This is a genomic window from Pseudomonas sp. UBA3153, assembly GCF_002364635.1.
Lineage (GTDB): Bacteria > Pseudomonadota > Gammaproteobacteria > Pseudomonadales > Pseudomonadaceae > Pseudomonas_O > Pseudomonas_O kuykendallii.
Window position 1 is genome coordinate 1 of sequence record NZ_DEYR01000037.1, and the last position, 21044, is coordinate 21044.

Here is a 21044-nt window from a genome sequence, read left to right on the forward strand (position 1 = left end):
CCGCTCTTCCGATCTCGGCGCGGATCGCCAGGCCGCTGCTGGAGCGATACTGGGCGCCGCAGCCGCAACTGGCGCTGGGCCAGGCGTTGCGCGGCAGGGCCACGGCGGCCCTGGACATCTCCGACGGCCTGCTCGCCGACTGCGGCCACATCGCCCGCGCCTCCGGTGTCGCCCTGCTCGTCGAGCGCGAGCGGCTGCCGTTGTCGGGGCCCTTGCTGGCGCTGCTTGGGCGTGAGGCGGCGCAGGCCTGCGCGCTGGGCGGCGGCGACGACTACCGCCTGGCATTCACGCTGCCGCCGTCCCTGCTGCCCGCGTTCCAGCGCGACTGGCCGGAGCTGGCGGTGATCGGCCGCGTCGAGGCCGGCGCCGGCGTGCAGCTACTCGACGCCCAGGGACGGTTCCTCGACCTGCCTGCGGGCGGCTACCAACATTTCGGAGCGACCCATGACTGATTCCCACCAGGCGCCGACGCAGCCGGTTCCGCATTCGGTGTGGTCCGACCCCTGGCATTTCCTCGCCTTCGGCTTCGGCTCCGGCACCTTGCCCAAGGCACCCGGTACCTGGGGTTCGCTGATCGCCCTGGTGTTCGTCCCGCTGTGGCACCTGCTCCCGGTGTGGGGCTACGCGGCGCTGCTGGTGGCCACCACGCTGTTCGGCATCTGGCTGTGCGGCAAGGTCGCCGACGACCTGCGGGTGCACGACCACGAAGGCATCGTCTGGGATGAACTGGTCGGCATCTGGATCACCTTCTGGCTGGCGCCGGACGGCTGGGCGTGGCTGCTGCTCGGCTTCGTGGCCTTTCGTCTGTTCGATATCTTCAAGCCGGGACCGATCGGCTGGCTGGACAGGCACCTGCAAGGTGGGCTGGGTATCATGCTCGACGACGTGCTGGCGGGCGTCTTCGCCTGGGCAGTCGTCCAGGGCGCGGCCTGGCTCGTGATCTAGGAAACACAGCGATGAAGTCATGGATGATCGGTGCGCTGCTGCTCTGCGCCGCCGTGTTGGGCGAGGCGTACGCCGAGGACGCCGAGGCGATGGATATCCGCCTGGTCAGCGACATTTGGCCGGGCTACACCAATGCCGACGGCAGCGGCCTGGCCTGGGAGATCATGCGGCTGATCTTCGAGCCGGCGGGGGTGAAGGTGAAGATCCGCAGCGACATCACCACCCGTGGTATCGGCCTGGTTCAGCGCGGCGAGGCGGATGCCTGGCTGGGCTCCTACCGCGACGAGGACCTCGACGGCGTCATCTACCCGCGCGGCTCCTACGGCCTCGACCCGGTGGTCGCCCTCGGCTTGAGCAGCAAGCCGGCCCCCACCCTGGACGATCTCGCCCAGTACCGGCTGACCTGGATTCGTGGCTACGGCTACCAGCGCCATTTGCCCGGCGTGGTGGGATACGAAGAGATCCGCCGCCGCGACGGGGTGCTGGAAATGCTCGAACGCGGTCGCGCCGACTTCTACATCGACGCGCTGCCGGACGTGCAACTGCTGCTCCAGGCCAGCCCGCAGCCGGATCGTTATCGGATCACCGAGCTGACCGTCCTGCCGATGTACCCCGGTTTCGCCGCGAGCCCGCGCGGGCGCGCCCTCGCGGCGCTGTACGACAGGCGCCTGCAGGCGCTGAAGGACGATGGCAGCCTGCGCGCCCTGTATGGTCGCTGGAACCAGCTCTATCTGTTCGACCGCTATCCGGAGAAGGCCGATGCGCCACGCTGAGCTGCTCGCCTGCGGCCTGTTGTGGGCCTGCATGCTCCACGCCGCGCCCCAGGTGCAGGTGGTCGGGCTGTTTCCCAGCGCCGTGGTGCTCAACGTCGACGGCACGCGCAAGCTGGTGCGCGTCGGCCAGAGCGGGCCGCAGGGCGTGGAGGTGGTGGCGGCGGACAAGAACGGCGCGCTGCTGCGCATCGATGGCGTCGAGCGGCGCATCGAACTGAGCCGCGAGTACGGCCAGGGCAGCGCGACGCCGAAGCGTCCGCAGGTGTCCATTGCGCGGAGCCACTCGGGGCACTACTGGGTGCCAGGCTCGGTCCAGGGCTTCCCGGTGCAGTTCCTGGTAGATACCGGCGCCACCTCGGTGGCGATGAACGAGGCGCAGGCGACTCGCCTGGGCATCGACTTCCGGGTGCTTGGCCGGCCGTTGGTCGTCAGCACCGCCAGCGGCACGGTGAGGGCCTGGGGTGTGACGCTCACCAGTGTCAAGGTCGGCGAGATCGAGTTGCGCGGCGTCCAGGCCTCGATCCTCGAAGGCCCGGCGCCGGGTGAAGTCCTGCTCGGCATGAGCTTCCTCAGCCGTGTGCGCTGGGGCGAAGAGCAGGGAATGCTGGTGCTCGAGGCCAAGTAGCTCCCGCGGGTCACGCGCATCCCTTTTCTACAGGTAGCGGCTCCAGAGCAGCTCGGCGCTGGCGGCGGCCGAGCCGTGGCCACCGTCGCAATTGCTGGTGCAGTTGTCCATGTCGGGAATCCCGCCCGGGTTGTAGCCCGCCGGGAGGTTGGTCAGGTCGATGGTCAGGCTGCCGCCCCAGTCGTTGCTGGTGCTGCTGCCCAGGCCGGCCGCGGTGACGTAGCCATGCACGGTGCTGTTGCCGCTGGTGAGCAGGGTGTCGCCGGCGATCACGCTGCCGAAGACCTCGGTGGAGGCGCCGAGGTTGATGATGCCGCCGCTGTAGGCGCCGTTGACGTAACCGCCCGCCAGCAGGCCGATGTTGCCGACAGGGTTGCCGATCAGGGCGCCATCGGTACCGCAGTAGTTGACCGGGTAAAGTCCTGAAAAAGTGTTGTTCTGGCAGGTGAGGGTGTAACCGCTGTAGTTGATCGCGGAGACCTTGTCGCTGCCGGAGGTGGTGATGTTGCCGGTCGCGATGATGCTGTTGCGGAAGAAGCCGCTCTGCAGGGCGAGGTTACCCTTGAGCCAGAGGACGCCCGGGGCGACCACCGTATTGTCGCTTTGGCCGTTGAGCGTCCAGGTTCCGTTCGAGTAGGCGATGCACTCCGCGCCGTCCCAGGTGCCCTGGCAAATCTTGCGTGCGCTGGCGACGCCGACGCCACTACAGCTGCCGTTGGTGACCGTCGCGCATTCGGTCCTGCAATAGCCGGAGCCGTCGATGTCGCTGCACAGGTAACCCCACTTGTCGTTGTAGTTGGCCTTGATCTTGCCGATCCGGTAGCTGCCGGCGGGAATGCCGCTGATGTTGGCGACGCTCACCACAATGTGCCCGCTGTCGTAGGTGAAGGCGTAGTTGGCCGAACTCTTCAGCGGGTACGCATCCACCTGCGGCTGGGTCAGGCTGAATTCGGTCAGCGGGGTCATCGGCACGACGTCCACCAACGGCACGTCGACCACCAGGCCGGGCTGCCTGGAGACGTTCACGTTGTTGTTGTATTGCTCGGCCTTGGTGACCGTGCCGCCCACGCGACCACTCGCGCTTCCCCAGCCGTTGAACGTCAGGTTCTGCTGCGCGGTGACGCTGCTCAGGTTGCCGGCGTTGACCAGCACCGAGCCTTTGGTGGTGACGCTCTTGCTGCCGGAGTCGTTGAGCGTGACATTGCCGATTGCCTTGATCACCGTGGCGGCGCTGCCACCGGCGACTACGCTGCCATTGGCATTGATCTGCGCGACGTTGCGGGTGGAGGTCACGTCCCCTTCGCTGTTGATGACGTTGACCGAGCCCCCGGTCACGGAGACGTTGCCGACCGCGGCCGCGACGTTCGTGGTGCCGCCGTTGCTGATGGCGATGGTCTGCGCCGCGTTCAGCGCGCCCTGGTTGCTGCCGCTGCTCACCTTGATCCAGCCCAGCGCATTGGCGGTGCTGGTGCTGCCGTTGCTCAGGGTGATGTTGCCGTTGGCGTTCAGCGTGCCCTGGGTGCCGCCGCTGGCAACGGTGATGTTGCCGAGCGCCGAGGCGGTGGTGGCGCTGGCGGAGCCGGTCAGCGCGATGTTGCCGTTGGAGTAGAGCGTGGTCACGGCGATGGCGCTGCCGATGGAAATGTCGCCGGTCGCCTTGATCGTCTTGATCCCGGTGATCGAGGCGTTGTTCAGGCTGACGTTGCCGCTGACGTTGAAGTTGGCGTTGTCATAGCCGCGGATACCGATGCCGCCGCTCATGTTCAGGTCGTTGTAGATGTTCAGCACGTCGCTCCAGGGCAGACCGGATTCGGTGTTGGTCGCGCCCCCCGGCGTCACTTGATAGACCGCCTGGATCACCGAGGTGGAGCGCGCGGCGGCGTCCTGATTGCGGATGTTGGCGGTGATCCGCCGGGTGCTGCCGCTGGTGACGGTGTTCTGCACGATCACCGCCCCCAGCGCCATGTCGCCGAGGCTGATGCTGACCGCCTGGCCGGCCGCCAGCGCTTCCAGGCTGGCCTGGTTGATCGACTTGAGGTACTGGCGAAACACCTCGACGCCGGTCCAGGCGCCCGCCTGGGCGTGCGTCGCGGCATGCACCGTGACCTGCTTGTCCTGGGCGCTTCGCACGGCATGGGTGACGCCCAGCGCGGTCACCGTCAGCGCCAGCCCGGCGAGCAGGATGATCATCAGAGTCGCCATGCCGCGTTGGCAGGCGGGCAGGCGGGGCGTGCGCTGCGGATGAAGGCCCATGGCGGTTGTCCTAGACGGGTTTGATGTTGGGCAGGCAGACGCTGTAGCTGATCGGGTCGGCTACCGCGCCCGCGAGCTGCGAGCTGCTGGGTGCACTGAGCGTCACCAGCGCATGGGCGCTGGGAGTGCTGTTGTCGCCCACACCGAACGGCCAGCAGTTGCTGGTGCTGATCTGGAAGACGACTTGCGCGAGGTTCTGCCCGCGGAATTCGGCGAGGTCGCCGACCACCGCCCAGGTCTTGCCCGACAGTGCGCCGCTCGCGTCGCAACCGTTCGCCTGCAACAGCGACAGCACGCGCATGCTCTGGCCGCTGGCGCTGTCGTTCACGCTGCGTTCGAGCAATCCGCGGCAGCGGTAGGTGCCGGTGTCGACCAGGCGCCAGAGCAGCGCGCGGGTGGTGCTGTCGAGGTTGGTGGTGGCCAGTGTGAGATCGGCATTGCCGGCCGCTTCGATGCCGAAGCCGGCGCTCTGGATCTCCAGTTGCGCACTGAGCAGGCCGGCGGCGATCTGCCCGTCAAGGTTGGCATCGCGGGTCGCCACCACCGCGCTTTGCACCAGGCTGCGGTACAGCGAAAGCATGGCGACGATGCTGAACATCGAGATCACCAGGCCGACCATCATGCTGATCAGCGTCATCCCGCGTTGGCGTTTCATAGCGTCGCCCCCACGCTGACTTCGCCGCCCAGCGCGCTGTTGCTCACGCTCAGGGTCAGCGGGCTGGCGATGCCGCTCAGCGGCTGGCCACCCACCGTGGCATTGGCGGTGGTGCCGCAGCCGGTGACGGTGACGTTGAGGGTGCCGATCGACGGCAGGCTGATCTGGTGGCTGCCGCCGCACAGGTCGGTGCCGGCGCCGTTGCGTTGCAGCAGGTCGCGCAGTTGGGCGATCGCCAGGCTCTGCAGGTTCATGTCCTTCTGGCTGACTGCGACGCGCGAGGTCACGTAGACCAGCCCGAGGCCGATGATCGCCATCAGCAGGATGCCGATCAGCGCCTCGAGGAGGATGTCGCCGCGCTGCCGGCGGCGATCAGTTGAAGACCAGAGCGACATTCTCACCTCCCGCGGCGAGCGTCAGCGCGGTGCTGGACGAGCAGCCGCTGGGCACCGAGGCGCTGGCGAGCGCGGCGTGGTTGTCGAAACTCAGGCAGCTCAGGGTGCTGGCGTCGGCGGTCAGGGTGACGCTGACGCTCGCAGGCAGTTGTGCCTGCCACGGCGAATGGGTGAGGCAGGTGGCGGGCGTGTCCTTGTCGTTGGCTTCGTGGAGGCTGAGCAGGTTGCTGTCGGACAGGCACAGCGTGGCCGCCGGCTTGCCGTCGACGATGCCATAGCGGTTTCGCAGCGCGGCCGCCTTGGCCCGGCCGATGCCCTGGTTGAGCACACCCTCGGCATCGCGCACCTTGGCGCCGTTGCTCCAGGCGCTGGTGAACGGCCCGGCGATCAAAACCAGGAACGCGAACAGGGCCACGGTGATCATCAGTTCGATCAACGAGAAGCCCCGCGCCTGGCGCCTCACAGCCAGCTACCGTTGTAGGCGCCGCATTGGGCGATGGTGCGGGTGTTTTCGTTGTCCAGGGTGATCTCGCAGCCGTTCACCTTGCCGGTGCTGCCGGTGGCGGTCAGCGTGTAGCCGCTGGCGGAGGAGGACAGGCTGTACTCGAAGTTCGATTCCGCGGGGTGCCAGCCGCTGAACTGTGCGGTCACCGCGGCGCTGTCGTCGAGCGTCAGGGTCGGGTAGGCGAGCTTGCGCTGGTAGGCGTTCTCGAGGTTAAGGGCGAGCGCGGCGAGATCGGCCTGGGCGGTCTTGATCCGGCTCTTGGTGATGTAGCTGTCGTACGCGGGCAGGGCGATGGCCGCGAGTATGCCGATGATCGCGAGGGTGATCATCAGCTCGATCAGGGTAAAACCCGCGGTTCGGCGGGGAACAAACATGACCATCTAAGGCGTCCTTGGAAGTCGCGATGACCGGGTCCGATGACCCACTGCACCAGGGAATCTCGCGCATCCGAGAGTGAGGAGGGATGTGCGTCGAAAGCATGACCTGTGCCAATAGCGGGGCCTCTAAATCGGGCCTTTGGCGCATTCACTGCCTGCTTTGATGGCGAAACGCCTGCATTATGAACCATCCGAGGGCGTGGCCTGCGGACGATGAGCCGCAAAAATTGTAACGCCCGCGCTGGTCTCGACGATGCAGTGGCGGTAACAAGATGTAAGCAATGGCTTATGAGGTCTTGGGTGATTCGGTAGGGCCTTATCTAAAAAGCTGATAGTGATAGACGGAAATTCACGCTGACTCGACGTCGGTCGGCGCTGGTACAATGCCCGCCCCGCTTATCCCCATGGAGCCTCACGGTGTCCGTCGTTTTCGTCGCCGCTTCGAAATTGCCCACGCCGTTCGGCGAGTTCGTCATGCACGGTTTCCTCGATGAGGAAACTGGCAAGGAGCATGTCGCCCTGACCATGGGTGATATCTCGGACGGCGCTCCGGTACTCGGTCGCCTGCATTCGGAATGCCTCACAGGCGATGCGCTGTTCAGCCTGCGTTGCGATTGCGGTTCGCAGCTCGAAGCCGCGCTGCGGGCGATTGCCGACGAGGGCCGCGGCGTGCTGCTTTATCTGCGTCAGGAGGGCCGTGGCATCGGCCTGCTGAACAAGATCCGCGCCTATGAACTGCAGGACGGTGGCGCTGACACCGTGGAAGCCAACGTGCGCCTGGGCTTCGGCGCCGACCAGCGCGACTACGCGATCTGCCTGCCGATGCTCGAACACCTGGGCGTCAGCGCGATCAGGCTGATGACCAACAACCCGCGCAAGGTGAAGGCGCTGGAAGGCTTCGGCATCCGCATCGCCGAACGCAGGCCGTTGCAGACCGGGCTCAACCCGCACAACGAGCGCTACCTGGCGACCAAGGCCGGCAAGCTCGGCCACCTGCTGGGCAGACTGCACCAGGGTGAAGTGGAGAAGCCGTGAATCGGGCCAACGCACGCCGCAGGCTGGCGCTGGCCTGGTGGCTGCAACTGGCGCTGATGCTGGCGCCGTTGGGGTTGGCGCAGGTGCTGGCCGGCGACAACCCGCCGCGCGAGCCGCTGCTGATGCCGCTGTTCATCGCCGGGCTGCTCTCGATGTTCGTCAGCCTGCCGCTGTTCCACGCCTACAAACGTGCCCTGATCGCCACCGAGAAAGCCCGTGACAGCGACGACGAGCCGCTCGCCTGGCGTGCTCTGGGCCTGCGCCGGCGCAACGCACTGCTCGGCGCCAGCCTGCCGGCCTGGTGCGCCGCCGCCGGGCTGCTCGCCGGGCAGGAGGCGATTCCGCTGCTGTTGCTGACGCTCTCCAGCCTGGTGCTGTTCTACCTCTACCGCCTACCTCGCCAGCTCTGATGCGGCCTCTGCTCGTCGCGCTGCTGCTACTCGCCTGTACCGCGGCGGGCGCGGTGGAGCGGGTGGTCAGCCTGGCGCCTTCCCTCTCGGAAATCATGCTCGACCTGGACGCCGGCGACCTGCTGGTCGGCGTGCTCGATGGCGGCGAGCGGCCGGCGGCGCTGGCCGGCGTGCCATCGGTGGGGCGCTACGGGCAGGTCGAGATGGAAACCCTGATCGGCCTCAAGCCCGATCTGTTGCTGCTCTGGCCGGGCAGCGTGAATGCCGCGCAGCGCGCCCAGCTCGAAGGCCTGGGCATCGCGATGTTCGTTGCCGAGCCGCACAGTTTCGACCAGCTCGGCGATACGTTCGCCCGTCTCGGCGAACGTATCGGCCGTGTCGAACAGGGGCAACGCGTGCAGGCGCGCTTCGTCGACGGTATCGCCGAACTGCGTCGGCACTATGCGCGCGCCGAGCCGCTGCGGGTGTTCTACCAGGTGTGGAACCCGCCGCTGTACACCATCGGCGGAGGGCAGATCATCAGCGACGCGATCGCCGTCTGCGGGGGGCGCAACGTCTTCGCCGACCTCGCCCTGCCGGCGCCCCAGGTGAGCGTGGAAAGCGTGCTGGCGCGCGATCCGCAGGTGATTTTCGGCGCCAATGCGGCGCAGCTGGACGGTTGGCGGGTGTGGGCGCAGCTCGCCGCAGTGCGCGCCGGGCAGCTGTGGAGCGTGCCGGACAAGGGCCTCGAACGGCCCAGCCTGCAGATGCTGCAGGCCACCGCGAAGCTCTGCCGGAAGATGGCCGAGGCTCAGTAGTAGCGGGTCCAGAGGGTTTCGGCGGTTCCGGGCTGGGTGGCGCAGTCGCGCGAGCAGGGGTTTTCGCTCGGGTCGAAGCTCGACGGCGCGCCGCTGACGTCGACGACGGTGCTGCCGCCCAGGCTGGTGGACGTGGTGGAGCCCTGGCCGGCGGTGGTCAGGCTGCCGTGGATCACCGTGCTGCCGGTGGTGCTCAGGGTATTGCCGGCCAGCACGTTGCCGTAGACGTTGTTTGCCGAGCCGAGGGTGATGTTGCCGCCGACGAAGCTGCCGTTGAGGTAGCCGCCGGAGATCAGCGCGGTGTTGCCCGCGGCGTTGCTGATGAAGGTTCCGGCGCTGACGTTGCAGAAGTTGCTCGGATACAGCCCGGTGAAAGCCGGGTTGCGGGTGATCGCCACCGGCGCATTGGCGCACACCGCGGCGTAGCCGGCGTAGTTGACCGCCACCACCAGGGCCGAGCCGGAGGTGGCCAGGTTGCCGGTGGCGATGATGCTGTTGTTGTAGCTGCCGTTGCCGACGTTGACGTTGCCGGCGAACCAGAGCACGCCGGGCGCGAGGCTGATGCCGTTTATCGACCAGGTGGTGGTGTCGGCGGCGTAGGTGATGCAGCCGTTGTAGGCCGAATAGCCCTGGCAGATCGTGGCGTAGGGCGTCACGGGCTGGGCGCAGGTCGGCTCGCCCGTCGAACCGCTGACCTCCGTGCACAGATAGTCCCGGTACGGCCCCGGGTAGTTGCCCAGGTAGTAACTGCCCGGCGCGATGCCGGCGATGTTCTGCACGGTGACCTTGCGAAAACCCGCCTGATCGGTCTCGAAGATGTAGTTCGCCGAGTTGCGCAGTGCGTAGGCGTCGACCTGCGGCGGCTGGATCGAAACCGTGTTCGCCGCGACCACCGAGACCGTGCTGGGCGACGCCACGTAGCCGCTCTGCACCAGCACGCCGGGGCAGTTCAGGTACACCGGGCAGGATTTCGTGCCGCCGATGGTGCCGGCCAGCACCAGTCCGCTGCTGCTGCTCAGGTTGCCGCTGGCGTCGATCCTGTTGAGGGTGCCGTAGGCGGACACCACGTTGCCGCTGGTGGTCACCTGGCTGGCGCCGCCGCCACTGAGGGTCACGGTGCCCTTGGCGCTGAAGGTGGGTGTCGCCAGCGCCCCGGCGTAGGTCACGTAGCTGTTCGAGTTCAACGCGGTGGCGCTGGCCGAGCTGGTCCACTCGATGAAGCCCAGCGCGTTGATCGTGTTGGCGTAGGCGGCACCACCGGAAACCACCACGTTGCCCTGGCTGTTGATCGTCCCCGCGTTCGCGGCGCCTCCGGACAGCGTCACGTTGCCGTTGGCCTGGATCGCGTTGGCACGGGTGGCGCCACCGCTGAGGCTGACGCTGCCCAGGGCCTCCACCGTGCCGATCGCCGCCGAGCCGCTGAGGGTGATGTTGCCGTTGGCCTGCACGCAGTTCACCACGATCCCGGAACTGATGCTGACGTTGCCCGTGGCGCGGATGCAGTCGATCCCGGTCACGCTGCCGGACAGGTTGACGTTGCCGTTGACGTTGAAGCTGGTGTTGTTGAAGCCCACCGCGGCGACGTTGCCGCTCATGTTCAGGTCGCCGTTGATGTTCACCGCACCCTGCACGCCGATGGGCGCGCTTTCGCCGTCGTCCTGCGCGGTGGTGACGATGAACACCGCCTGCACGGTGGACCGGGCTTCCGCATGGCTGCCACCGGCGGAGGTGCCGGTGATGTCGACCACCAGGCTGAAGTCGTTGGCGTTCTTCACCGGCGCGCCCTCGATGCGCGCGCTGAGCCCTTCGACGCCGCTGATCGGCAGTTCGCCGCGCAGCGACATGAGGGTGGCGTCATCGAGGGTCAGCAGGTAGCTGCGCACCATCTCGACGCCGCCCCAGGCGATCTGCTGTGCCTGGGTCGCGCTGTGCACCGAAAGGGCCTTCTCCTGGGTCCCGCGCACGGCATACATCACCCCGACCGCGGTGGCGGTCAGCGCCAGCCCGGTCATCAGGATGATCAGCAGTGTCGCCATGCCGCGCTGGCGGGATAGCCGGAAGGGCCGTTTGGCGCTCATCGAAACAGGTCCGTCAAGGTGGCGCGAGATTGGGTAGGCACACGGTGTAGCTCGACGCCGCGTAGGCGGTATCGGTGTTCAGGGTGCTTCCGCCGGCGCTGATGACCACCTGCACCGCCGGGTTGGCGAAACTCTTTCCGTACGGCCAACAGGCGTTGACCTGGGTCTTGATGCTCACCGCCTGGCTTGCATTGAGCGTGCCTGGCGCGATCAGCGAGACGCTTTCGCCCAGCCAGTCGACGCTGGAGAACTGGATCGCCGCCGCGCAGGGCTTGCCGCGCAGCAGGATCAGCCCGCCATCGCGCGCCAGCAGCGCGCTGCACAGGTAGGTGCTGCGGGTCGGATTGCTGCCCCAGACGATGGCCTCGCCCTCCTGCTCGCTGCCGAGGATGTTCTGGATCGTACCGCTGAGCATGCCGCCGGGCGTCAGGCTGGCTCCGGCGAGCAGCATCAGGTCCTGGTTCACCGCTGCCGAGGGGATGCCGAACCCCGCGCTCTGCAGTTCGATCTGCGCCGTCAGCAGCCCCGCCGCCACCTGGCCGTCGAGGTTGGAGTGGACGATCGAGTCCGCCGCCTGATGCACGAGGTTGCGATACAGCGAGAGCATCGCGAGGATGCTCAGCGAGGAGATCACCAGGCCGATCATCATGCTTATCAGCGTGATCCCGGCCTGCGGGCGCGCCCTAGTTCTCACCCACCTTCACCACACCGCCGAAATAGTCCGACGCCTCGTCCGGCGTGCTCAGCGTCACCGTGTCCGGTGGGCTCTCCAGCGCCACGCCCCTCACGCTGATGGTCGGCGTCGCGCAGGTCACCTGGAGGTTGAAGACCTGATCGTTGGGCGGCAGGGTGATCACCGCCAGGCTCGAGTCACTGCACAGTTCGTTTCCGTATTGCTGCAGCAGATTGCGCATCTGTCCCACCGCGAGTCCTTGTGCGTTGCTGTAACGATGGCTGACCTCGACCCGCGAGGTCACCGCCAACATGCCCAGGCCGATGATGCTCATCAGAACCACGCCGATCAGCGATTCGACCAGGACGTCGCCGCGCTGTCTGGCGGGGCGGAGACCGCCATCAGATGAGCGTGACATCCAGCGAATCCTCGCTGCCGACAATCACGTTGAAGGTGCCGGTGCTGGTCTCGACGCAACCGCTGACCGTTACCGGTAGCCCGCGGTTGTCCAGTGCCAGGCACTGGAAATCCTCTCCCCCGATCGTGATGCTGGCGGCGCTCGGTATCACCGCGGACCATTGCACATCCTCGTCCGCCTCGGGCGTGCAACTGAAGGTCACGTCACGTGCCAGCCGCAGCACGCTGAGCGTGCCGCCGCTCAGGCACAGCGCCGCACTCGGCATGCCCGCGCCCACCGCGCCGGGATTGCGCAACGCCAGCGCCTTGGCCCGCGACAGTCCTTGCTGCAGCAAGCCGGCGGCGTCGCGCTGCTTGGCGCTGTTGCTCCAGGAAATCGTCATCGGGATCGCCGCCATCAGCAGGATCAGCATGACGGCGAGGCTGATCATCACTTCCACTAGCGTGAAACCCCCGGCGTCCTGCCTCATTGCCATCCCGTGAAGCTCCCGCAGTTGGATACGCTGCGCTCGTTGAGATTGGTCAGGCTGATGGTGCAGCCGCTCAGGTTGCTGCTGGTGCCGGTGGCCGTCACGGTATAGGTGGTGGACGTGGCGGTACTCAGGGTATAGCTGAAGTCGCTGGCCTGCGCCGGGGTCCAGCCGGTGAACAGCGCCTTGGTCTCGGCGGTGTTCGAGGTCGTGCTGGTGGGATAGGTCAGCTGGCGCTGAAAGTGGTTTTCCAGGTTCAGGCTGAGCGCCACCAGGTCGGCCTGCGCGGTCCTGATCTTGCTCTTGGTGATATAGCTGGTGTAGCTGGGCAGGGCGATGCCGGCGAGGATCGCCACGATGACCAGGGTGATCATCACCTCGATCAGGGTAAAGCCCGAGTGCGCGCCACGGCGGACAGCCGCGTGCCGCGCACCGGTTTTCGCGAAGGAGAGGATTGCCCGGGGGCAGCGAGCGGCACCGACAATCCGTGCAGGGTTGGTTAGCAGGTGGTTATTCATAAGCCAATCGACCCCCCTTCCCGGCAAAAGGTTGCCTGGGAATTCGTCTTTGAGAAGTAAGCCGTTATTTTTGCTGAATTAGATTTTTTTCAACGGCGGACGGCGGCTTCAACGAAGCGGCAGGAACGGCCCTGAAGCGGGCTTTTTCGGCAGTATGGCGTCTAGCATGAAGGCACGGGGCCAGCGTCTTGGGAGTTTCCCCGGCGTCTTTTCCTGCCGCTGCCGGCCCAGGTCAAATTTTGTCATTTCATGCGGCTGGCAATGTGCGGGGACTGCTGGCAGATTGTCGGTCGCTGTCAGGCCGTCATCCGATCAGGACTTCATGAGCAATTCCTCCCGCCGCACCTTCTGCTACGCCAGTCTGCTGATTCTGGGCATCGCCCTGATTCTCGTCCTGCCGCTCAAACTGTTGCCGAGCCTGCTCGCCGGGCTGCTGGTATTCGAACTGGTGAACAGCCTGGCGCCGCTGTTGCAACGCCTGTTCGCTGGTCATCTCGGGCGTCTGCTGACGGTCGGGTTGCTCGGCGTCATGGTCGTCGGGGTGCTGACGCTGGCGTTCGCCAGCGCGTTCTCCTTCGCCCTGCTGGAACTGAACAATCCGGGACAGATGCTCGGCAAGCTGATGGGCGTGGTCGACCGCGTGCGCGAGCAGGTGCCCGAGGGGCTGGTGGCCTACCTGCCGGCCAACGTCGACGACGTCCGCCTGACCCTGCACGACTGGCTGCGCCGTCACGTCGGCGAGCTGCAACTGCTCGGCAAGGGCGCGGCGCATCTGTTCGTCACCGTGCTGATCGGCATGATCCTCGGCGCCGTGGTCGCGCTGCAGCGCCTGCCCGATCCGCAGACGCTCAAGCCGCTGGCAGGCGAGCTGCTGGTGCGGGTGACGCGGTTCACCGCGGCGTTCCGCAACATCGTCTTCGCCCAGTTCAAGATTTCCCTGCTCAACACGGCGTTCACCGGGGTCTTCCTGATGGGTGTGCTGCCGCTGTTCGGCATTCACCTGCCGCTGACCAAGACGCTGATCGTGCTGACCTTCGTCGTCGGGCTGCTGCCGGTGATCGGCAACCTGATCTCCAATACCGCGATCTTCATCGTCGGTTTCTCGCTGTCGCTCTGGGTCGCCGTGGGCGCGCTGGCGTACCTGATCCTGATCCACAAGGTCGAGTACTTCCTCAATGCGCGGATCGTCGGCGGGCAGATCAACGCCAAGGCCTGGGAGCTGCTCCTGGCGATGCTGGTGTTCGAGGCCGCCTTCGGCATCGCCGGACTGGTCGCCGCGCCGGTCTATTACGCCTACCTGAAGAGCGAGATGAAGGCCCAGGACTGGGTCTGACAGGCGCGGCCTAAAGGGCCCGCAGCTCCTGTAGGTGGTGACGAAGAAGCCGGCCGAGGCCGCTCCGTCGGCTACCACGCGACCAGAGCCCGCCTCCGGGCCGACGCAGCGTCCTTGTTTTCCTCGAGGGCGCCGACTAAGGTGCGCGACGTTTTCATTTCCGCCGAGGTACGCGGGCCACAGGGCCGGCGTTTATCGGGAAGCCGGTGCGCCCCAGTCTTACTGGGCAAACCCGGCGCTGCCCCCGCAACGGTAATCGACCGCGATCCGCCCGGATCGCACTCCGCTCAACGGCCACTGTGCGCATGCATGGGAAGGCGAGCGCGAGCCGCGTCGAGAGCCCGGAGACCGGCCACGGCGGAATGCCACTGGTGTTGCGGAGGGCGACACCATCAGGCGTCGGCCCGCGCACGAAACGGCCCGCGTCTGCCTGCCCTCCTCGAACGTCTCGCCGACCTTGAGGATTTCCCATGACGCTTTCCCGCCTCGCCTTGACCCTGGCCCTGCTGCCGACCCTGCCGGCCCTGGCCGAAACCCCGTCGCAGGACGACGCGCTGAAACTCGACGAACTGCTGGTCACCGCCAATCGCAGCGTCGAGGCGCGCAGCCAGAGCTCCGCCGCCAGCACCGTATTTACCCGCGCTGATATCGAGCGGCTGCAAGCCCGTAGCGTCGCGGAAATCCTCCAGTACGTACCGGGCGTGAACATCGTCAGCACCGGAGGGGCGGGCAGCCAGACCGGCATCTTCATGCGCGGCACCTCCACCGCGCAGACGCTGGTGCTGGTCGATGGCCAGCGCATTGCCAGCGCCTCCAGCGGCACCGCCAGCATCGAATTCCTCAGCCCCGACCAGATCGAGCGGATCGAAGTGGTGCGCGGCTCGCGTTCCGCGCTCTACGGCTCCGACGCCATCGGCGGGGTTATCCAGATTTTTACCCGTCGCGGCGAGGCCGAAGGCATCCATCCCTACGTGCGGCTCGCCGCCGGCTCGCGCGGCACCTTTGAGCGCAGTGCGGGCGTCTCCGGTGGCGATGGCAGAACGCGTTACCAGTTGGGAGCGGCGCTGGACGAAACCGCCGGCCTCGATGCCACCACCGATGAGCTCGATGGCAATCGCGATCACGACGCCTACCGCAACCGCTCGCTGAGCCTGGGCCTGTCGCACCGATTCAACGAACGCCTGGAAGTGGGCGCGACCCTGCTGGATCAGCGCGGCAAGAACGAGTTCGACGACGTCTTCGGCGACACCCGGCCCTATAACGACTTCGTCCTCAGCAGCGGTTCCGCCTACATCGACGGCACGCTCAGCGAGCGCTGGAGCAGTCGCCTGGAGGTCGGTCACAGCGAAGACAAGCGCGATACCAGGAACGATGTCGCCAGCGGCAGCTTCTACACCTACAACACCTTCCGCGACTCGGCCAACTGGGTGAATACCCTGCAACTGAACGAGGCCAACCAGGTGCTGGTGGGCGCCGACTGGTACGAGGAGCGTCTGCACGCCACCGATGCCTTCATCGAGGACACGCGCTGGAACCAGGGCCTGTTCATCCAGCATCGCCTGCAGACCGGGCTTTTCTCCACCGAGCTGGGTCTGCGCCACGACAAGAACGGGCAGTTCGGCAGCGAGAACACCTGGAACGGCGCCCTCACGGTTCCGCTGAATCAGGCCAACGCCCTGACCTTGTCCTACAGCGAAGGCTTCCGCGCGCCAACCTTCAACGACCTGTACTACCCGGATTTCTGCTCCGGCGGCTTCTGCTTTTCCAGCGCCAACCCGGACCTGAAACCGGAGCGCTCGAAGAGCTACGAACTGCAATGGCGCAGCGACTACAGCGCCAGCGGCCACCTCGACGTCTCCGTCTATCGGACCCAGCTCGAAGACGCCATCGTGCTGGACGAGAACTTCATCCCGCAGAACGTGCAGAACGCGCGCATCAACGGCTTCGAGGCGAGCCTCGACGATCAGCTGTTCGGCTGGCAGGCCAACCTCGCACTGGGCCTGACCGATCCCCGCGACCGCGACAGCGGACATGTCCTGCCGCGCCGCGCCAAGCGCACCCTGAGCCTGGCGCTGGACCGTCGTTTCGGCGATTTCGGCATCGGCGCCACCTGGCGCGCGGTCAGCGGGGTTTACGACGATGCGGCCAACGACATCGCGCTCGGCGGCTACGGGCTGCTCGGCCTGCGCGGCGACTGGCAGGCGACGTCCGAAGTGAACCTGGCGCTCAAGCTGGATAACCTGCTGGACAAGGACTACGCCCAGGCCACCTACCAGGGCGGTTTCTACCCCTACCGCAGCGAAGGCCGGACCGCGCTCATGGCGCTGACCTGGACTCCGGAAATCTGATCCGATCGGCCGCACGAACGAAGAGGCCCGCCTTCGCGGGCCTCGATCGATCTCCTGGGTTAATTACGGCGTTCAGTGCGCCACGCGGCCAGGTATGGGCGTCGCCGTCTGCAAGGGCGCGCCGGGCGCGGCGTTGCCCGATTTCTCTTCGCGGCTGAGCCGGCTGGCGGTCTTGTGCAGGTCGAGTACCGGCTGCGCCAGTGACTGTGCCGCCTGCAGGGTTTCCCCGGCACTCTGGCTGCTGTGTTCGGCGGCGCCCGTGATGGCCTGGGCCTGGCCATTTACGGCCTGCACCTGGCTCATTTGCAGCGTCATGGCCTGGCTGATCTGGCCCAGGCGGTCCTGCATGCCGGCCACTTCCTCCTCGATGCGTTCGAGTGCCTCGTTGGCCTCGCACGAGCGGGCCACGCTGCTTTGCGCCGCCTGCTGGCAGCTGTGCATCGCCGATTGGCTGTCCAGCGTCGTGGCAATTTCCTGGGTGGCCTGCGCGGTGCGTCGGGCCAGGTTGCGCACTTCATCGGCCACCACGGCGAAACCACGACCGCTTTCGCCGGCGCGCGCCGCCTCGATGGCGGCGTTGAGGGCCAGCAGGTTGGTCTGATCGGCGATACCGCGGATCGCCTCGCTGATGTGCTGGATCTTCTCGGTTTGCCGGCTGAGGGCTTCGAGTGCCTGGCTCGACTGTTCGATGCGATCCGCCAGTTGGGCGACGTCGTCGGCGTTGTGCTGCACGGCGCTGGCGCCCTTGCGGGTCATGCTCAGCGCGTGCTGCGAGGCGCTTTCTCCGTCTCGAATGTGCTGGGCGACCTGGCCGATGCTCTGGTTGACCTCGAGCATCGTGCGCGCGGTGGATACGGCCGCCGCCTGGCCCTGAGCGGCGCACTGGCTGGCGTTGGTGGCGGTGCGCGTCAGCCCGGTGGAGGTCTCGTGCAGCGCGCTGCCGGCGGTGACGATGCCCTGCATGGTGTGGTCCATCTTGTCGACGAAGCTGTTCACCCAGCCGGCGAGGGTGCCCGCTTCGTCACTGGCGAAGCGCTCCAGCGCCAGGCGATTGCTCAGTGGCGCGCCACATTCGGCGGTGTCCAGAAAGAAGTCCGACAGCGCCTGCAGCGAGCGCGCCCGCGCGCGCAGGCTGAACGCCCAGAAGGCCAGCAGCAGTCCGCCGGCGGCGGCGAAGGTCAATGGCGCGGCGAGATCGGGCAACTGACGCGTCAGCCACCACTGCAGACCGCCGGAGTCGGCTGCCTCAGCGCGCCAGGCGGTGGCGGATCGCCGCTTCGATACCGGCTTCGTCGAGGCCGCATTCCGCCAGCATCTCCGCCGGTTTGGCGTGCTCGACGTAGCGATCCGGCAGGCCGAGGTTGAGGATCGGCTTGAGCAGGCCTTCGCGGGCGAGGAATTCGTTCACCGCGCTGCCGGCACCGCCCATCACACTGCCTTCCTCGATGCTCACCAGCAGCTCATGGCTGTCGGCGAGCTCGCGCAGCAGGGCTTCGTCCAACGGTTTGACGAAGCGCATGTCGACCACCGTCGCATCCAGGGTTTCGCCGACGGCGAGCGCTTCGGCCAGTTGCACGCCAAACACCAGCAGGGCAACGCGGCTGCCCTGGCGGCGAACCACCGCCTTGCCGATTTCCAGCGGCTCCAGGCCCGGCTCGATCCGCGCATTCGGTCCACTGCCGCGCGGGTAGCGCACGGCGGCGGGACCTTCGAAGCGGTAACCGGTGCAGAGCAGTCGGCGCAGTTCGTTCTCGTCGCTCGGCGTCATCACCAGCATGCCGGGGATACAGCGCAGGTAGGCGAGGTCGAAGCTACCGGCGTGGGTCGGGCCGTCTTCGCCGACCAGGCCGGCACGGTCGATGGCGAACAGCACGTCGAGGTTCTGCACCGCGACGTCGTGGATCAACTGATCGTAGCCGCGCTGCAGGAAGGTCGAATAGATCGCCACCACCGGCTTGGCGCCGTCGCAGGCGAGGCCGGCGGCGAGGGTTACCGCGTGCTGCTCGGCGATGGCGACGTCGAAATAGCGCTGTGGAAAGCGCTCGCTGAAGGCCACCAGGTCGGAGCCTTCCTTCATCGCCGGGGTGATGCCGACCAGTCGCGGATCGCTTTCCGCCATGTCGCACAGCCATTGGCCGAACACGCCGGAGTACTTCGGCCCGGCGACCTTCTTCGTCGCCGGTGCCGCGCCGGCCGGGCTGTCGGCGGGCTCCAGCTTGGTGATCGCGTGGTAGCCGATGGGGTCGACTTCGGCCGGGGCGAAGCCTTTGCCTTTCTTCGTCACCACATGCAGGAACTGCGGGCCCTTGAGGTCGCGCATGTTGCGCAGGGTGGCGATCAGCGTCGGCAGGTCGTGGCCGTCGATGGGGCCGATGTAGTTCCAGCCGAGTTCCTCGAAGAGCGTGCCGGGAACCAGCATGCCCTTGGCGTACTCCTCGGTGCGGCGGGCGATTTCCCAGGCGCCGGGCAGGCGCGAGAGGACCTTCTTGCTGCCCTCGCGCATGCTCGTGTAGGTGCGGCTGGAAAGGATCTTCGCCAGGTAGTTGGACAGCCCGCCGACGTTGCGCGAGATCGACATGTCGTTGTCGTTGAGCACCACCAGCATGTCGGCGCCGACTTCCGGAGCGTGGTTCAGCGCCTCGAACGCCATCCCCGCGGTGAGCGCGCCGTCGCCGATCACGGCGATGGATTTGCGCCCGCTGCCTTGCATCCGCGCGGCGATGGCCATGCCCAGGGCGGCGCTGATCGAGGTGCTGGAGTGGCCGACGCCGAAGGTGTCGTACTCGCTCTCGCTGCGCCGCGGGAAGGCGGCGATGCCGTCCTTCATGCGCAGGCTGGCCATCCGCTCGCGGCGCCCGGTGAGGATCTTGTGCGGGTAGGCCTGGTGGCCGACGTCCCACACCAGGCGGTCGTCCGGGGTGTCGAAGACGTAGTGCAGGGCGATGGTCAGTTCGATCACGCCGAGGCCGGCGCCGAAGTGACCGCCGGTCAGCCCGACGCTGTAGAGCAGGTCCTGGCGAAGTTCGTCGGCGAGGGTTTCCAGTTCGGCCTCGCCCAGGCGGCGCAGCTCTTCCGGCGTCGCAGCGCGGTCGAGCAGGGGAGTGGACGGGCGCTCGCGGGGAAATTCGTGGAACGTCTTGGGCATCAGGCTGATCGTTATTGGAAAAGGCGAAGGGCGCAGTTTAACCGAAAGCGGTCGCGGGAGGCTTGCGCCGCGGTGCGAGTCGGTATCGCTGCAGTGGGTCGGGATGCACCGCTGCGCTATGCTGCGCGGCGCATCGGGACGTCAATTGATGATGAAGCTGAGCAGCCAGAGCGCCAGCAGCAGGAGAATGATGCCGCTGATGATCGACCGTCCGAAGAAGGCGCGAAACGCCCCGACCAGCAGGATCAGGCCGAGGATCAGGGCGGCGATGTTGAGGATCGAGCGGTCCATGCCCAGCGCGGCGGCCAGGCCATCGACGAAGTTGTGCCCGGCGACGGCGAACAGGCTGAACAGCCAGTCCAGGCTGTCGACGATGAAACGGATCAGCGAGCCCAGCATCTGGCCGAGCGTCTCGAAGAAATCTACTTGCATATGAGGTTCCCTGTGAGGTCCATGCAGGCGCCGCGCTGTGCGCGAAGCGCTCCTTCGAGGCTTTGGCTGTCACGCAGGCTCGCGAGTTCCCTGTGTGTGGCGAGAGTCGCGCATGTCTAAGCGGCGCGTACCGCGCTGGCTCAAGCGAAGCGGCGGGCTACTGCTGGCGCTGCTCGCCGGCCTGTGGCTGGCCGATCGTCTGTTTCCGCTGCCGTTGCCGGGCGACGACCTGGCGCGCGTGGTGCTCGCCGAGGATGGCACGCCACTGTGGCGCTTCGCCGATGCCAACGGCGTGTGGCGCTACCCGGTGCGCCTGGACGAGGTTTCGCCGTATTACCTGGAGGCGTTGCTGACCTACGAGGACCGCTGGTTCTACCGGCATCCGGGGGTCAATCCGCTGGCCGTCGCCCGCGCCGCCTGGCAGAACCTCAGCGGCGGCCGCGTGCTGTCCGGCGGCAGCACGCTGTCGATGCAGGTGGCGCGTCTGCTCGATCCGCACCCGCGTACCTTCGCCGGCAAGCTGCGCCAGGTCTGGCGCACCGCGCAGCTGGAATGGCACTTGTCGAAGGATGAGATCCTCACGCTCTATCTGGACCGCGCGCCCTTCGGTGGCACCCTGGAGGGCGTCGCCGCGGCGAGCTGGACGTACCTGGGCAAGCCGCCGGCGCAGTTGACCCGCGCCGAAGCCGCGCTGCTCGCGGTGCTGCCCCAGGCGCCCAGCCGGCTGCGTCCGGACCGCCACCCGCGTCGGGCCCAGGCGGCGCGCGACAAGGTGTTGCAGCGCCTGCGGCAGTTCGCGGTGTGGCCGGCGCAGGCGGTCGACGAGGCCCTGCAGGAGCCCGTCCTGCTGGCGCCGCGCG

The 21044-nt window shown here is 67.0% G+C and carries 23 protein-coding genes and 1 riboswitch; of the genes, 10 read left to right on the forward strand and 13 right to left on the reverse strand.

Annotated elements, in window-relative coordinates; all coding sequences use genetic code 11:
• The 4 genes from B2X67_RS09845 to B2X67_RS09860 form a co-directional block, all read left to right on the forward strand.
• Window positions 1-452 (forward strand): thiamine-phosphate kinase (locus tag B2X67_RS09845; protein WP_414704005.1); only part of this gene is annotated, 452 nt, incomplete at its 5' end.
• Window positions 445-945, forward strand: coding sequence for a phosphatidylglycerophosphatase A family protein (locus tag B2X67_RS09850; protein ID WP_273230299.1), 501 nt, complete (start codon window positions 445-447; stop codon window positions 943-945). The genes B2X67_RS09845 and B2X67_RS09850, both read left to right, overlap by 8 nt.
• Before the next feature lie 11 nt (window positions 946-956).
• Window positions 957-1718, forward strand: coding sequence for a substrate-binding periplasmic protein (locus tag B2X67_RS09855; RefSeq protein WP_282340676.1), 762 nt, complete (start codon window positions 957-959; stop codon window positions 1716-1718).
• Window positions 1705-2343 (forward strand): retropepsin-like aspartic protease family protein, encoded by a 639-nt coding sequence (locus B2X67_RS09860; RefSeq protein WP_286785371.1) that lies wholly within the window; start codon window positions 1705-1707, stop codon window positions 2341-2343. Before B2X67_RS09855 ends, B2X67_RS09860 begins: the two co-directional genes overlap by 14 nt.
• A gap of 27 nt (window positions 2344-2370) precedes the next feature.
• On the opposite strand, the gene B2X67_RS09865 is transcribed toward B2X67_RS09860, so the two are convergent.
• Genes B2X67_RS09865 through B2X67_RS09885 form a run of 5 tightly spaced genes read right to left on the reverse strand, consistent with a single transcriptional unit; the run spans window position 2371 to window position 6531 of the window.
• A complete protein-coding gene (locus B2X67_RS09865; protein WP_286785372.1) occupies window positions 2371-4596 on the reverse strand; it encodes a hypothetical protein in 2226 nt (741 codons plus the stop codon).
• Window positions 4597-4606: 10 nt separating this feature from the next.
• Complete coding sequence (locus B2X67_RS09870) at window positions 4607-5251, reverse strand: PilW family protein (protein WP_282340672.1); 645 nt, start codon at window positions 5249-5251, stop codon at window positions 4607-4609.
• Window positions 5248-5646, reverse strand: coding sequence for a type IV pilus modification PilV family protein (locus B2X67_RS09875; RefSeq protein WP_282340670.1), 399 nt, complete (start codon window positions 5644-5646; stop codon window positions 5248-5250). Before B2X67_RS09875 ends, B2X67_RS09870 begins: the two co-directional genes overlap by 4 nt.
• A complete protein-coding gene (locus B2X67_RS09880; RefSeq protein WP_282340669.1) occupies window positions 5624-6109 on the reverse strand; it encodes a pilus assembly FimT family protein in 486 nt (161 codons plus the stop codon). The genes B2X67_RS09875 and B2X67_RS09880 overlap by 23 nt, the downstream gene beginning before the upstream one ends.
• Window positions 6106-6531: a type IV pilin protein gene (locus B2X67_RS09885; RefSeq protein ID WP_282340667.1), complete on the reverse strand. Its 426-nt coding sequence runs from the start codon at window positions 6529-6531 to the stop codon at window positions 6106-6108. Before B2X67_RS09885 ends, B2X67_RS09880 begins: the two co-directional genes overlap by 4 nt.
• Window positions 6532-6945: 414 nt before the next feature.
• On the opposite strand from B2X67_RS09885, the gene ribA reads away from it, so the two are divergent.
• From ribA to B2X67_RS09900, 3 genes are read left to right on the forward strand one after another with little or no spacing between them, the layout of a single operon-like run.
• Window positions 6946-7563 (forward strand): GTP cyclohydrolase II, encoded by a 618-nt coding sequence (ribA, locus tag B2X67_RS09890; RefSeq protein ID WP_286785373.1) that lies wholly within the window; start codon window positions 6946-6948, stop codon window positions 7561-7563.
• Window positions 7560-7973 carry an MFS transporter gene (locus tag B2X67_RS09895; RefSeq protein ID WP_282340663.1) on the forward strand — a complete coding sequence of 138 codons (414 nt, stop codon included), beginning with the start codon at window positions 7560-7562 and terminating at the stop codon, window positions 7971-7973. Before ribA ends, B2X67_RS09895 begins: the two co-directional genes overlap by 4 nt.
• Window positions 7973-8770 (forward strand): cobalamin-binding protein, encoded by a 798-nt coding sequence (locus B2X67_RS09900; protein ID WP_286785374.1) that lies wholly within the window; start codon window positions 7973-7975, stop codon window positions 8768-8770. Before B2X67_RS09895 ends, B2X67_RS09900 begins: the two co-directional genes overlap by 1 nt.
• On the opposite strand, the gene B2X67_RS09905 is transcribed toward B2X67_RS09900, so the two are convergent.
• Genes B2X67_RS09905 through B2X67_RS09925 form a run of 5 tightly spaced genes read right to left on the reverse strand, consistent with a single transcriptional unit; the run spans window position 8764 to window position 12782 of the window.
• The gene (locus B2X67_RS09905) at window positions 8764-10848 is read right to left on the reverse strand and encodes a hypothetical protein (protein ID WP_286785375.1); all 2085 of its coding nucleotides are present in this window, start codon (window positions 10846-10848) and stop codon (window positions 8764-8766) included. The two genes, B2X67_RS09900 and B2X67_RS09905, sit on opposite strands and share 7 nt — an antisense overlap.
• A 13-nt stretch (window positions 10849-10861) precedes the next feature.
• Window positions 10862-11497 (reverse strand): hypothetical protein, encoded by a 636-nt coding sequence (locus B2X67_RS09910; RefSeq protein WP_286785376.1) that lies wholly within the window; start codon window positions 11495-11497, stop codon window positions 10862-10864.
• Window positions 11498-11531: 34 nt separating this feature from the next.
• Complete coding sequence (locus B2X67_RS09915; protein WP_286785377.1) at window positions 11532-11939, reverse strand: type IV pilus modification PilV family protein; 408 nt, start codon at window positions 11937-11939, stop codon at window positions 11532-11534.
• Window positions 11923-12414 (reverse strand): pilus assembly FimT family protein, encoded by a 492-nt coding sequence (locus B2X67_RS09920; protein WP_314409521.1) that lies wholly within the window; start codon window positions 12412-12414, stop codon window positions 11923-11925. Before B2X67_RS09920 ends, B2X67_RS09915 begins: the two co-directional genes overlap by 17 nt.
• Window positions 12405-12782 carry a type IV pilin protein gene (locus tag B2X67_RS09925; RefSeq protein ID WP_376747818.1) on the reverse strand — a complete coding sequence of 126 codons (378 nt, stop codon included), beginning with the start codon at window positions 12780-12782 and terminating at the stop codon, window positions 12405-12407. The genes B2X67_RS09920 and B2X67_RS09925 overlap by 10 nt, the downstream gene beginning before the upstream one ends.
• Window positions 12783-13248: 466 nt before the next feature.
• Here B2X67_RS09925 and B2X67_RS09930 point away from each other — a divergent pair, with 466 nt between their 5' ends.
• Both B2X67_RS09930 and B2X67_RS09935 read left to right on the forward strand, forming a co-directional pair.
• Window positions 13249-14259, forward strand: a complete 1011-nt coding sequence (locus B2X67_RS09930; protein WP_273230321.1) for an AI-2E family transporter — start codon at window positions 13249-13251, stop codon at window positions 14257-14259.
• 149 nt (window positions 14260-14408) lie between these two features.
• Window positions 14409-14630, forward strand: a riboswitch (cobalamin riboswitch).
• A 99-nt stretch (window positions 14631-14729) separates the two neighbouring features.
• Window positions 14730-16607 carry a TonB-dependent receptor domain-containing protein gene (locus B2X67_RS09935; protein WP_286785378.1) on the forward strand — a complete coding sequence of 626 codons (1878 nt, stop codon included), beginning with the start codon at window positions 14730-14732 and terminating at the stop codon, window positions 16605-16607.
• Window positions 16608-16679: 72 nt separating this feature from the next.
• Here the strand turns inward: B2X67_RS09935 and B2X67_RS09940 are convergent, their stop codons facing one another.
• From B2X67_RS09940 to B2X67_RS09950, 3 genes are all read right to left on the reverse strand, one after another.
• Window positions 16680-17582, reverse strand: coding sequence for a methyl-accepting chemotaxis protein (locus tag B2X67_RS09940; RefSeq protein WP_414704006.1), 903 nt, complete (start codon window positions 17580-17582; stop codon window positions 16680-16682).
• 271 nt (window positions 17583-17853) lie between these two features.
• Window positions 17854-19752: a 1-deoxy-D-xylulose-5-phosphate synthase gene (gene dxs / locus B2X67_RS09945; protein WP_286785380.1), complete on the reverse strand. Its 1899-nt coding sequence runs from the start codon at window positions 19750-19752 to the stop codon at window positions 17854-17856.
• 141 nt (window positions 19753-19893) lie between these two features.
• Window positions 19894-20184 (reverse strand): hypothetical protein, encoded by a 291-nt coding sequence (locus B2X67_RS09950; RefSeq protein ID WP_282340651.1) that lies wholly within the window; start codon window positions 20182-20184, stop codon window positions 19894-19896.
• Window positions 20185-20296: 112 nt separating this feature from the next.
• Here B2X67_RS09950 and B2X67_RS09955 point away from each other — a divergent pair.
• Window positions 20297-21044: transglycosylase domain-containing protein (locus tag B2X67_RS09955; RefSeq protein WP_286785381.1), on the forward strand; the 748-nt coding region annotated here is incomplete at its 3' end.